This is a genomic window from Flavobacterium pokkalii (assembly GCF_014596575.1).
Lineage (GTDB): Bacteria > Bacteroidota > Bacteroidia > Flavobacteriales > Flavobacteriaceae > Flavobacterium > Flavobacterium pokkalii.
This window is the reverse complement of record NZ_NASZ01000021.1, coordinates 1-13,012: the sequence shown is the minus strand read 5'-3', so window position 1 is coordinate 13,012 and position 13,012 is coordinate 1. Positions and strand designations below refer to the sequence as shown.

Annotated in this window: 11 protein-coding genes; 4 read left to right on the top strand and 7 right to left on the bottom strand. The window is 33.6% G+C overall.

Translation table 11 applies throughout. The features are described 5' to 3' along the window. Positions 1-3 precede the first annotated feature (3 nt). The 4 genes from B6A10_RS12605 to B6A10_RS12590 all read left to right on the top strand — a co-directional run bounded on the left by B6A10_RS12605 (position 4) and on the right by B6A10_RS12590 (position 6,060). Positions 4-1,938 (top strand): LTA synthase family protein, encoded by a 1,935-nt coding sequence (locus tag B6A10_RS12605; RefSeq protein ID WP_188221157.1) that lies wholly within the window; start codon positions 4-6, stop codon positions 1,936-1,938. A gap of 179 nt (positions 1,939-2,117) precedes the next feature. Next, positions 2,118-3,071 carry an acetyl-CoA carboxylase carboxyltransferase subunit alpha gene (locus B6A10_RS12600; RefSeq protein ID WP_055090570.1) on the top strand — a complete coding sequence of 318 codons (954 nt, stop codon included), beginning with the start codon at positions 2,118-2,120 and terminating at the stop codon, positions 3,069-3,071. 145 nt (positions 3,072-3,216) lie between these two features. After that, the gene (dnaB, locus tag B6A10_RS12595; RefSeq protein ID WP_055090572.1) at positions 3,217-4,761 is read left to right on the top strand and encodes a replicative DNA helicase; all 1,545 of its coding nucleotides are present in this window, start codon (positions 3,217-3,219) and stop codon (positions 4,759-4,761) included. Positions 4,762-4,797: 36 nt separating this feature from the next. Continuing rightward, the gene (locus B6A10_RS12590; protein WP_188221156.1) at positions 4,798-6,060 is read left to right on the top strand and encodes an asparagine synthetase B; all 1,263 of its coding nucleotides are present in this window, start codon (positions 4,798-4,800) and stop codon (positions 6,058-6,060) included. A 12-nt stretch (positions 6,061-6,072) separates the two neighbouring features. Here the strand turns inward: B6A10_RS12590 and B6A10_RS12585 are convergent, their stop codons facing one another. The 7 genes from B6A10_RS12585 to thrS all read right to left on the bottom strand — a co-directional run bounded on the left by B6A10_RS12585 (position 6,073) and on the right by thrS (position 12,477). Next, positions 6,073-6,474: a hypothetical protein gene (locus B6A10_RS12585; RefSeq protein ID WP_188221155.1), complete on the bottom strand. Its 402-nt coding sequence runs from the start codon at positions 6,472-6,474 to the stop codon at positions 6,073-6,075. Positions 6,475-6,631: 157 nt separating this feature from the next. Further along, a complete protein-coding gene (locus tag B6A10_RS12580; RefSeq protein ID WP_188221154.1) occupies positions 6,632-7,306 on the bottom strand; it encodes a response regulator in 675 nt (224 codons plus the stop codon). A 10-nt stretch (positions 7,307-7,316) separates the two neighbouring features. Continuing rightward, a complete protein-coding gene (locus B6A10_RS12575; RefSeq protein WP_188221153.1) occupies positions 7,317-9,053 on the bottom strand; it encodes a tetratricopeptide repeat-containing sensor histidine kinase in 1,737 nt (578 codons plus the stop codon). Positions 9,054-9,195: 142 nt separating this feature from the next. Further along, positions 9,196-9,540: a 50S ribosomal protein L20 gene (rplT, locus tag B6A10_RS12570; RefSeq protein ID WP_026714940.1), complete on the bottom strand. Its 345-nt coding sequence runs from the start codon at positions 9,538-9,540 to the stop codon at positions 9,196-9,198. 118 nt (positions 9,541-9,658) lie between these two features. Further along, complete coding sequence (gene rpmI / locus B6A10_RS12565) at positions 9,659-9,856, bottom strand: 50S ribosomal protein L35 (protein ID WP_055090581.1); 198 nt, start codon at positions 9,854-9,856, stop codon at positions 9,659-9,661. 100 nt (positions 9,857-9,956) lie between these two features. Continuing rightward, on the bottom strand, positions 9,957-10,514 hold the full coding sequence (infC, locus tag B6A10_RS12560; RefSeq protein ID WP_394330981.1) for a translation initiation factor IF-3: 558 nt from the start codon (positions 10,512-10,514) through the stop codon (positions 9,957-9,959). A 16-nt stretch (positions 10,515-10,530) separates the two neighbouring features. Then, the gene (gene thrS, locus B6A10_RS12555) at positions 10,531-12,477 is read right to left on the bottom strand and encodes a threonine--tRNA ligase (RefSeq protein WP_188221152.1); all 1,947 of its coding nucleotides are present in this window, start codon (positions 12,475-12,477) and stop codon (positions 10,531-10,533) included. Positions 12,478-13,012 lie beyond the last annotated feature (535 nt).

Genomic DNA, 13,012 nt, shown 5'->3' with positions numbered 1-13,012 from the left:
CAAATGAAGAAAATTAATTTTATCAAACCAGTACTGAATTTCTTTTTTATTGGTTTACTGATTACAACGCTCAGTCGTTTTGCTCTTTTTTTAGTATTTAAAGAGCGTGTAATGCAAACACCGGATTATTGGATGTTGTTTCCAATAGGTTTACGAATGGATATCATTTTGCTGAGTTATATTTCATTTTTGCCAACATTATTATTGTCGGTTTTGCCGGATAATTATTTGCAAAAAATAAAGAAATTTTTCAGCGTTTACTTTATTTTCTTTTTGTTTTTGTTGTTTTTCATGGAATTAGCCAGCTATGATTTTATCAATGAATATGATACACGTCCCAATAAATTGTTTATTGATTATTTAATTTACCCTAAAGAAGTTGTGGGAACTTTGATTAAAAGTTATATGACTTCTATGGTGGTTTCGTTTTTGGTTTTAGGGTTGGCACTTTATTTTGCAATTAAAAATGCTGCTACCTGGTTTTACCCCAAAAATATGGCTTATCGTACTAAGTTGCTTTTGTTTCCTCTGGCGGCTTTTCTGTTGTTTTTTGGGGCAAGATCAAGCTTGGTCTCTAAAAGACCAATAAATGCCAGTAATGCTATTTTTTCAACTGATCAATTGACGAATACTTTAGGGTTGAATTCCTTATATACCGTAGGTTTTGCATTGTATTCACTCAAAAACGAAGGAAATGCGGCAAAAATGTATGGTAAAATGGATGCTGAAGAAGCAATCAGGCGGGTTAAAAAATATATGGATGTTCCCGAATCAAATTTTACGGATGCTAATTTACCTTTAATGCATTTGCAAAAAGCGGATACTGTTCTCGAAAAACCTTACAATATTGTGGTTTTTTTACAGGAAAGTTTAGGTGCTGAGTATGTTGGTTGCTTAGGAGGATTACCTTTGACTCCTGAATTGGATAAACTTTCTAAAGAAGGTCTTTTGTTTACTAATATGTATTGTACCGGAACGCGTAGTGTAAGAGGTATAGAAGCCGTAGTGACGGGGTTTCTTCCTTCGCCTTCGGAGAGTGTGGTAAAATTGAGTAATTCGCAAACAGGATTTTATACGCTTGCTGAAAATCTTAGGGAGAAAGGTTATCAAACTAGTTTTATTTATGGCGGAATGGCTAATTTTGATAATATGGCTGCTTTTTTTAACGGAAACGGTTTTAGTAAAATTATTGATGAAAAAGATTATGATAAATCTAAAGCAGCATTTAAAGGGACTTGGGGATATTCTGATGAGGATTTAGTTGTAAAAGCCAATGAATATTTTAAATCCATGGGGAATAAATCTTTCTTCTCTCTGATGTTTTCAACATCTAATCATGAGCCTTTTGAATTTCCCGACGGAAGAATTCAGTTGTATGATAAAAAGAAAAATACCGTACATAATGCTATGAAATATGCCGATTTTTCAATCGGGAAGTTTTTTGAACTGGCTAAAAAAGAAGCCTATTTTAAAAATACCATTTTCCTTGTTATTGCCGATCATAATACCAGAACTTACGGGAAAAACTTAGTACCTATTAACAAGTTTCATATTCCGGCTTTATTGATTGGTCCGAATGTTCCTAAAGGTAAAAAATATGATAAATTATGCAGTCAGATTGATATTGCGCCAACGGTATTGAATTTTATAGGTATGGATATCAGTGATCCAATGCCGGGAAGAAATTTAATGCATCTTGCTTCAAATGTTCCCGGAAGAGCCATCATGCAGTTTCATGATAATAATGCATTTCGAATAGAAAACAAGGTTGTTGTTTTGCAACCGAATAAAGAACCTTTGGAGTTTGAAATGAAAAATGATACGGTTTTAATGCCAACAAAATTGGATAAAGAAATGGCGAAAGACGCTTTGGCTCATGTTACCACAGCTTCTTATTTGTATAAGGAACGAAAATACAGAATGAAAAATCAGAAGTAAAATAATTATGTTTTACGGGTTGATTTTCAGTAAGATGAGGTTTTGAGAGAAGTTTGTCTAAGAATAGTATAATTGGTTGTATCTTTGTCGGGATAGACTAAAATAAAAAAATTAACGGGTGTAAATGATTTAATATTTTATATTTGCACTTCCAAATAAAATAATAACGCACAAATCCTATGGAATATTTAGATTTTGAGCTTCCAATAAAAGAACTTGAAGAGCAATTAGAAAAATGTCAGGTTATTGGACAGGAATCAGAGGTTGATGTTACCAATACATGCAATCAAATTAATGATAAATTGATTGAGACCAAAAAGAAGATTTATGGAAATCTTACGGCTTGGCAACGTGTACAACTATCAAGACATCCAAACCGTCCTTATACTTTAGATCATATTAGAGGACTTTGCGGAGATACTTTTTTAGAACTTCACGGAGACAGAGGATTTAAAGATGACAAAGCCATGGTAGGTGGTTTAGGGAAAATAGGAGGTCAGTCTTTTATGATTATTGGTCAACAAAAAGGATACAATACTAAAACACGTCAATATAGAAATTTCGGGATGGCTAATCCTGAAGGATATCGTAAAGCCTTACGATTGATGAAAATGGCTGAAAAGTTCGGAATTCCAATTATTACTTTAGTGGATACTCCGGGAGCTTATCCAGGTTTAGAAGCAGAAGAACGCGGACAAGGAGAAGCGATTGCCAGAAATATTTACGAGATGGTTTTGCTTAAAGTTCCTGTAATTACCATTATTGTTGGAGAAGGAGCTTCAGGGGGAGCTTTAGGAATTGGTGTTGGAGACCGTGTTTATATGTTAGAAAACACTTGGTATTCGGTTATTTCTCCGGAATCTTGTTCTTCTATCTTATGGAAAAGCTGGGAATACAAAGAGAAAGCTGCCGAAGCATTAAAATTGACTTCTGCCGACATGAAAAAACAGCAATTGGTGGATGATGTAATTCCGGAACCACTGGGAGGTGCTCATTATGACAGAGAAACTACTTTTAAAACTGTTGAAAAATACATTTTGAAAGGATATGAGGAGTTGAAAAAATTATCAACAGCTGACTTAATTGCACAGCGAATGGATAAGTACACTAAAATGGGTGAGTTTAAAGAATAATAAACCCTTTTACGAATATAGAATCCGAAGCCTTACCGTTTCGGATTTTTTTTTTGGAGGTTATAAACAAATTGGAGTTAGTTATAAACATATTGTTGTAATAACTAAACTGTGTTTTTTTTAAAATTTATGCTACTTTCGTGCTATGGAAAATTTCAAGAATGTAAAGCCGGTAAAGGTCGATAAATCTACAATAATAAACCTGGAAAAAGGGAAGTTACCTCCTCAAGCTGTTGATTTAGAGGAAGCTGTGTTGGGTGCAATGATGATTGATAAAAAAGGGGTAGATGATGTAATTGATATTTTGCAACCAGATGCCTTTTATAAAGAAGCCCACCGACATATTTTTGAAGCCATTGTGCAATTGTTTACCGAAACGCAACCCATCGATTTGCTTACGGTTTCTGCACAGTTAAAGAAAAATGGAAAATTAGACTTAGCAGGAGGTGATTTTTATTTAATTCAGCTTACGCAAAAAATCTCCTCTTCGGCCCATATCGAGTTTCACTCCAGAATTATTCTTCAGAAATTTATTCAAAGAAGTTTGATTCGGATTTCCAATGAAATTATCGAAGATTCCTATGATGAAACAACCGATGTTTTTGATTTGCTAGACAAGGCCGAATCCAAACTTTATGAAGTAACTCAGGGAAATATTAAGCGAAGCTCGGAAACCGCACAAAGTTTAGTATTACAAGCCAAAAAGAAAATTGAAGAAATTAGTAAAAAAGAAGGTTTGAGTGGAGTTGAAACCGGGTTTACTAATTTGGATAAACTAACTTCAGGATGGCAGCCGAGTGACTTGATTATTATCGCAGCACGTCCTGCGATGGGAAAAACAGCCTTTGTATTGTCGATGGCTCGAAACATGGCGATTGATTATGGACACGGAGTAGCTATATTTTCGCTGGAGATGGCATCCGTACAGCTTATTACCCGTTTGATTTCTTCTGAAACTGGTTTGTCTTCTGAGAAATTAAGAACCGGAAAATTAGAACCACATGAGTGGACGATGTTGAGTACAAAAGTAAAGGACTTAGAAAAAGCGCCTTTGTTTATTGATGATACGCCTTCGCTTTCTATTTTCGATTTACGTGCCAAAGCCAGACGTTTGGCTTCCCAACACGGAATTAAAATTATTATTATTGACTACTTACAGTTGATGACAGCCGGAGGAAATGCCAAAGGTGGAGGAAACCGTGAGCAGGAGATTTCGACAATTTCCCGAAATTTAAAAGCTTTGGCAAAAGAATTAAATGTTCCGGTAATTGCACTTTCTCAGCTTTCGCGTGCGGTGGAAACTCGTGGATCGAGTAAACGTCCGTTGCTTTCCGACCTTCGTGAATCGGGAGCGATTGAGCAGGATGCCGATATTGTATCGTTTTTATACCGTCCGGAATATTATAAAATTGACGAATGGGATGATGATGAAGCGGCTCCAACCGCCGGACAAGCCGAGATTATGATTGCCAAACACCGTAACGGGGGAATTGAAAATGTGCGTTTGAAATTCTTAGGGCATTTAGGAAAATTTGACAATTTGGATGATTACAGTGGAGGCTATGATGATGACTTACCGTCATCGATGAATCAGGATGATAATTCGTTTATTACTAAAAATTTGCCTTCGCCTCACGAAGCTTTCGGAAGTAATTTGAATGATGATGATGACGATGATATGCCGTTTTAAGGTAAAAAGCGCTATATTTGGAATAAAACTTTCCTAATGGTTTTTAGAAATATAGCGCTTTTTATTTTTATTTTATTTTCCTTCACAGCTAAGGCTTCTTTTATTTTGTTGCCAATGGATGAAACTTCGCAGCAAAATCATCTGAAAGCTTACGGAATTACCTATTGGTGTCTGGATAAAAAATACAAAGCGAGTTGGTTGCTAAATTATCGCGGTGGTTCTTTTTTATTACCCGATGCAAATGAAATTCGTAAAGAATGTCAAATTAGAGGTGTAAGTTTTGAAATTCTTTCTGATGCTGATGAACAGGCAATTTTGAACGAAATTGCCAGCCCTTCGCAAAATATGGAAAATGTTATCCTCGAAAAAGCTCCTAAAATTGCAGTTTATACTCCAAAAGGCAAACAGCCTTGGGATGATGCGGTTACTCTGGTTTTAACCTATGCCGAAATTCCTTTTACACCTATCTATGATACCGAAGTTTTAAGTGACCAATTGGTTTTATACGATTGGTTGCACTTACATCACGAGGATTTTACCGGACAATATGGAAAGTTTTATGGATCATATCGCAATGCGCCTTGGTATATTGAACAAAAAAAAGAAGCTGAAAATTTAGCGCATCAATTAGGTTTTTCAAAAGTGTCGCAGGAAAAAGTAGCTGTAGCTAAAAAAATCAGAGATTTTGTGATAGGAGGCGGTTTTATGTTTGCCATGTGTTCGGCTACGGATAGTTTTGATATTGCTCTATCAGCTGAAGGGGTTGATATTTGTGAATCTATGTTTGATGGAGACCCAAGTGAAGCTAATTATCAATCGAAATTGAATTACTCAAATTCTTTTGCTTTTAAAGATTTTATTCTGGAACGCCGACCGGAACGTTATGAGTTTTCAGATATTGATATGACTGAAAAAAGAACGGTTCCTATGGAAAAAGATTATTTTACTTTGATGGAATTTTCGGCAAAATGGGATCCAATTCCCAGTATGCTTTGTCAAAATCATACGCAATTGATAAAGGGATTTATGGGGCAAACTACCGCATTTGATTCTAAATTAGTAAAATCGAATATGTTAATTTTGGGAAGTTGTGAGTTGAATGGCGAGGTACGGTATCTTCACGGCCAAAAAGGAAAAGGAATGTTTAGTTTTTATGGCGGACATGATCCGGAAGATTATCAGCACAAAGTAGGGGATGCGCCTACAATGTTAGATTTGCATCCGAATTCTCCGGGCTATCGTCTGATTTTAAATAATGTATTGTTTCCGGCAGCACGAAAAAAACAGCAAAAAACCTGATTTTAAAAGTGATTATTCGTCGTCAAGTTTTAATCGGTATTGATAACCATTGATATCGGTTGCAATAATTCTGTTGGCATTAATGTGTTCGCTTACAATTTCAATTTCTTTAGTATCATCTTTTTTTACGATTCCAATGCCAATTTCGTCTTCAAGATTGATAACGCCGTTAACCTGATTTCCGTTTTCATCTTTTCCACTAATTTTATGATTGAATTTGGCATTACTGGTTTTTATATAATAAGACGGTTCTGAATTGGTTAAAGTTATTTTTTTTAGAGCATCTTTTTTGGAGCTTATTTCTGTGGTTAATTTTTTCTCTGTTTTTATATTCTGAATTTCTTTTTTGCAGGAAACGGTGCAAATTAATAGTCCAATAGAGATAAATTTTATATAAGTGTAGGTGTTTCTCATAGACGTTGCTCAATTTGTTTCTTTTAAATTGAAAAGGATTTTAATAAAAGAAAGCCAAATTTAACACTTATATAAATGAATTCTTTACGGAAAACCGTAAGAAGTTTGATTTTACGATTGTTAATGAGATTAAATGTAAATGCGAATGTTTTATGTTTTAGATTAATCCCATATCTTTTGTAATAGCAATAAGATGTACATTGTTATTGGCTTTGAAATACATTTTAAGTTTGTTAAGGCGTTTTTCAATACTGCTGTTTCCGCTTGGATGAATCCCCGAAATTTTAAATTCATTGGCAATTTCGTTAATGCTATAACCTTTTGAAAGTGATTTTAATAACTCAATATCATAAGCTTCGATTTCGATAACGGATTTTTTATGTGTTGAATTTGCTGTTGTTTGCGGAAAAAGGAATTGAGCTTCATTATTGTGATAAGTTGTTTCAATCGCTTTTTTTAGCTCCTCAATACTGTTTCTTCCCTTTATAACATATGCGTTGATTTTTAAATCTTCAAATAAAGATTTTATTTTAAAGGATTTGTCTTCAATTGAGAAAACAATTATTTTAATATCAGGCTGATTTTTTTTGATTTCGCTAATTAGTTGTTCACCATTTTTTAGTTTGTTTTCCCGATGATCTTCTTTAAAAGATAAATCGGTTATTAATAAATCAAAAGGTTTGTTTTCGTGTTGCGCTTTTTTGATTTTCAAAAAAGCATCATCGCAATATTTTGCTGTTTGTATTTCACCGATTGATAGATTTTTTAAGGTTTTTGTCGTACTTAGTATGATGGGATCTAAATCTTCTACAATTATTACTTTTTTAAACATTTTACAGTTGTTATAATGGAATGACAATACTGGTTTTAACTCCTTTATTTTGGTTGCTATCAAAAGTTATGGTTCCATTAATAGCTTCAATTCGGTTTTCAATGTTGTAAAGTCCGCTTTTCTTTTTAGTTTGTTTAAAATCGATTCCTTTTCCATTGTCATAATAATTTAATAGTAGATTATTTTCTTGAGTTTTAAATGAAATCAGAACTAAATTACTTTGGCTGTGTTTTTTCATATTAACTAATAATTCTTGTATGACACGATAAATAGCAATCTTCTTCAATTTACTTGTTTTTTTCCAGTTGATTTCTTCTAAATTGTTAATTATTATGTTTACGGTTTTGCTTCCAAAACTTGTAATCATTTCTTTTAAATCATTTTCGAATTGTTCTCCTGTTTCAATTTGGTTATTTTCTTTTGAAATATTTCTTGTTGTTGAATATATAGAATCTAGATTTTCTAATAATTTTCCTGATATTTCAGGTGAAGATAAATCCTGTGTTTCAGCGAAGTTGATCGTTTGGAAAATTTCATTAGCTAATTCATCGTGTAGCTTTTTGGCAATTCTGATTTCGGTATTGTATGCGGTTTGGATTTTTTCTTTTTTGTTTTTTTGAATAAGATAATAATAAATAAAGGCAGAAAGAAGTATAATGATGATAATGATAAAAGTAATTACGATGTTTTTATTTCGTTCTAATTCCTGTTGTAATTCTTTTTCAGCCTTTAGTTTAAGGTTTTCTTCTTTTTCTTTTTTAGAATCGTATTTTAATTTTGCAAAATAATTTTTCGCCTTTTGCCTTACTTCGGTAATGCTGTCGTTTAATTTTACATATTTTAAGGCATAGTCTTTTGATTTTTTGCCTTCGGTATTTTTAACTAGAAGGCTTAGAGCTAGCAGTTGGTCATCTGTGTTATCTACTTTTTTTGCTGTTTTGTACAGTAAATAGGCATATTTAATAGCCTTTGAAAAATCCTTTTTTTCTGTATAATATTCGTATAAATAATAATAGTTAGCTGTTAACCCCCAATCGTCCATAAAACTTTTGGTATTTTTTAATCTAATTTCTAAAGATTTTTTTAAAAAATGAAGTGCGTTTTTTTTATGAGTTTTGAAATAGCAATATCCTAAATTATTCATTACTACAGATTGGAATTCTGGATCATTTATGATTAGTTTTTGGTGTGTTAAAAATTCTAGTATTTTAATTGCTTGATTATATTTTTTCTCTCTGATATTTAGATAAGAGAGACTTATTAGTGTGCAAAATCTGCGTTCTGAATCTATTTTTAGTTTTAATGATTTAGAGTGGTAGTATTTGGCATTATTAAAATCTAATAGTTTGGCATAATTTGTCGCTAGAATGAAAAATATTCGCCATTTGTATTTTTCATTTTTTACATGTACAATATATGGTATAGCTTCTGTTGCTATGTCTTCACAGTTGGCATAATCACCATTTAGTTGTGATATTGAACACAAATAGGTGGTACTGTAGATGTATTCTTTTAAATCTTCTTTACGATTGCAAATTGTTTTAGCTTTATTGAAATAAAAAAAAGCACTATCATATTGAGTTTTTTTATAAAGAAGTTCTCCTTTTTTTATTAAAAAATCTATTTTTCTTTTGTCTTTTTTATATTCATTAGTTGGCCTTTCTTTTTGTTTACACGAATATAGCGTAAGCGATAAAACTGCTAAAAGAATGCTTAATATTCTTAAAATTAATCTTGGTAAAATCATTTTACTAAAATACTATTTTTCTTAATAACCAAAAATTGAAAAAATATTTTTTAAGGTTATAGGGCATAAAAAAAACCTCATTTGCATGACAAATGAGGTTTTCTATATAAGTAAGTAGTCTTAAATTGAGTTGATAAAACGTTTATTTTACTTTGTTAAGTACAGCTTTGAAAGCTTCAGGGTGGTTCATTGCTAAATCTGCAAGAACTTTTCTGTTCAATTCGATTCCGTTAGCTTTTACTTTACCCATGAATTGAGAGTAAGACATTCCTTCCAATCTGGCTCCGGCGTTAATACGTTGAATCCATAATGAACGGAAGTTTCTTTTGTTCTGCTTTCTGTCACGGTAAGCATAAAGCATTGCTTTTTCTACCGCGTTTTTAGCAACTGTCCAAACGTTTTTACGACGACCAAAGAAACCTTTGGCTTGTTTCATTATTTTTTTTCTTCTTGCTCTTTTAGCAACTGAATTTACCGATCTTGGCATAATTTTTACTTTTATTTTTGTAGCAGGCGACCCGAATTTAATCAAGGGTACTTATTGGCCATACTCCAAGGTTATTAAATTGTTTTAACCTAAAGAATTTTAATTGACAAATTGTCGATTAGATAATTCTTAATTGTTTTTTGATGCTGTTCATATCTGATTCGTGAACTAGCGCTGAGTGAGTCAAAGCTAATTTACGTTTCTTAGATTTTTTAGTCAAGATGTGACTTTTAAAAGCATGCTTTCTTTTAATTTTTCCAGAACCAGTAACTTTAAAACGTTTCTTGGCGCTAGATTTGGTTTTCATTTTAGGCATTTTTTCCTAGTTTTTTAATTTATTCTTACTTACTTGTCTTTGCGAGCTGCGCGAAGCAATCTCATTGTATTTTATTCAATCTGCTTTCTGCAGACTAATATCATTTCTTTTTCTTAGGTGCAATGAACATAATCATTCGCTTTCCTTCAAGAACCGGCATTGCTTCAACTTTACCAAACTCTTCTAAATCCTGAGCCAGTCTTAACAATAAGATTTGTCCTTGGTCTTTATAAATAATAGAACGGCCTTTGAAGAATACAAAAGCCTTTAATTTAGATCCTTCTTTCAAGAATTTCTCAGCATTCTTTCTTTTAAATTCATAATCATGCTCATCTGTTTGAGGTCCAAAACGGATTTCCTTAACTACAATTTGAGCTGATTTGGCTTTCAATTCCTTTTCACGTTTTTTCTGCTCATAAAGGAATTTTTTATAATCCATAATCTTACAAACAGGCGGTTCGGCATTAGGAGAAATCTCCACCAAATCCAATTCCAACTCATCAGCTTTACGCAAGGCATCTGAAATTTTATAAATCCCAATTTCTACGTTTTCTCCTACGAGTCGTACTTCTTGTAAACCACGAATATTATTATTGATTCTGTGGGCATCCTTTTTTTCTACGCGAGGTTGAAAACCTCTGTTGCTTCTTATTGCTATGGCTTTAAAATTTAAGTTAAACTGTAAATACTTTTAATGTCTTTTCTATTTCTTCTTTTACAATTGCTGCAAATTCTTCAATTGTAACGGTACTATTTCCTTTTCCTTCCTGACCATGACGACGAATGGAGATGGTTCCGTTTTTCTCTTCTTCTTCTCCTACAATCAGCATAAATGGGATTTTTTGAATCTCTGCATCCCTGATTTTCTTTCCAATTGTTTCGTTTCGGTTGTCAATTAGCCCGCGAATTTCGTGATTTTCTAGCAATTCTAAAACTTTTTTGGCATAATTTTCATATTTCTCGCTCAAAGACAATATTATAGCCTGTTCCGGCATTAGCCAAAGAGGGAAATTTCCTGCTGTATGTTCTAATAAAATTGCGATGAAACGCTCCATAGATCCAAATGGTGCTCTGTGAATCATCACTGGACGATGAAGTTCGTTATCTGAACCTTTGTAGGTTAGCTCAAAACGTTCCGGAAGATTGTAGTCAACCTGAATGGTACCTAATTGCCATTGTCTTCCTAAGGCATCTTTAACCATGAAATCCAGTTTTGGACCGTAGAAAGCGGCTTCTCCGTATTCTACAACGGTGTTTAAACCTTTGTCTCGAGCGGCATTGATAATGGCGTTTTCGGCTTTTTCCCAATTTTCATCAGTACCAATGTATTTGTCTCTGTTGTCTTTGTCTCTTAACGAAATTTGAGCGGTAAAATTTTCAAAACCTAAAGAGCCGAATACATACAATACAAGGTCGATAACTTTTTTGAATTCTTCGTCTAATTGTTCCGGAGTACAGAAAATATGAGCGTCATCCTGAGTAAATCCACGTACACGTGTTAATCCGTGTAATTCACCAGATTGTTCGTATCTATAAACGGTACCAAATTCAGCATATCTTTTTGGTAAGTCTTTGTACGACCAAGGTCTGGTATTGTAGATTTCGCAGTGGTGAGGGCAGTTCATTGGTTTTAATAAAAACTCTTCGCCTTCTGCAGGTGTATTAATAGGTTGGAAGCTGTCTGCTCCGTATTTGGCATAGTGTCCGGAAGTAACATAGAGTTCTTTTTGTCCAATATGTGGAGTAACAACTTGCTCGTAACCGGCTTTTTTCTGTGCTCTTTTTAAGAATTGTTCTAATCGGTCTCTTAAAGCGGCTCCTTTTGGTAACCATAACGGTAAGCCTTGACCAACTTTTTGAGAGAAAGCAAATAATTCTAATTCTTTGCCTAATTTTCTGTGATCGCGACGTTTTGCTTCCTCTAATAAGGCTAAATATTCAGTAAGATCTTTTTGTTTAGGGAATGAAGTTCCGTAAACACGAGTTAATTGTTTGTTTTTTTCATCACCACGCCAGTAAGCGCCTGCAACGCTCATTACTTTCATGGCCTTGATGAGTCCTGTGTTTGGAATGTGTCCTCCGCGGCATAAATCAGTAAAGGTGTCATGGTCGCAAAAAGTAATTGTTCCGTCTTCAAGATTGGAGATCAATTCCGTTTTGTATACGTTGTCTTTGTAGGTTTCTAAAGCTTCTGCTTTTGAAACAGGTCTTAATTTAAATTCGTGTTTACCTCTTGAGATTTCAAGAACTCTGTCTTCGATTTTTTTGAAATCGGCCTCAGTGATTTTTTGGTCTTCAAAATCTACATCGTAATAAAACCCATTTGCGATTGCGGGGCCTAAAGTTAATTTGATACCTGGATACATTTCTTCTAATACTTGCGCCATTACGTGCGAAGTGGAGTGCCAGAAAGCTTTTTTCCCTTCCAGGTCATTCCATGTATATAATATAAGACTGCCGTTCGTGGTCAAGGGAGTTACTGTTTCCACTGTTGTACCATTGAAAGATGCCGAAATTACATTTCGTGCGAATCCTTCACTAATGCTTTTAGCAACATCCATCGGAGTAACGCCGGTAGCGAACTCTCTAACTGACCCGTCGGGCAAAGTAATCTTAATCATTATTATTGTTTTATTTGAGAGTGCAAATATATAGTATTAGAAAAATACATACAATATATATTATAGTATATGTTGTTTAAAATAGAAATGATTTTTTGAAGCTTATCCTGCTTTTCGCTGTAGCTCCAGTGCCGAACCCCGGCACAGGAGGCTGTCGCTTCAATCAGGGCTAGGGTAAGAGTTTGAAAAGAGGTTTCTACTTATATTATAGTATGAATCTTTGTTTTCTTGATTTTTTCTTTGTGCCTTATGTGGTAAAATTAATTTTATATAGTGAATAACCTTAGTATACTTCGTGCTTTCTTTGTGTTCTTTGTGTTTAAAACGATTTTAATTCTTCCAAATTCCTACAAACATAAAAAGCTTCAAAATAGAAAAGCTTTGTTGTCAGGTTATTAAAAAATAGTGAGTAAAATAGTTTGCAAAAGGTGTTGTATAATTGAATAAAGGTGTTACTTTTGCACCCGCAACAGCGAAAACGTTCTGATAGACATACTGAAAAGCGAAAGAGAATTTAAGAAGAAATTTTTAAAAA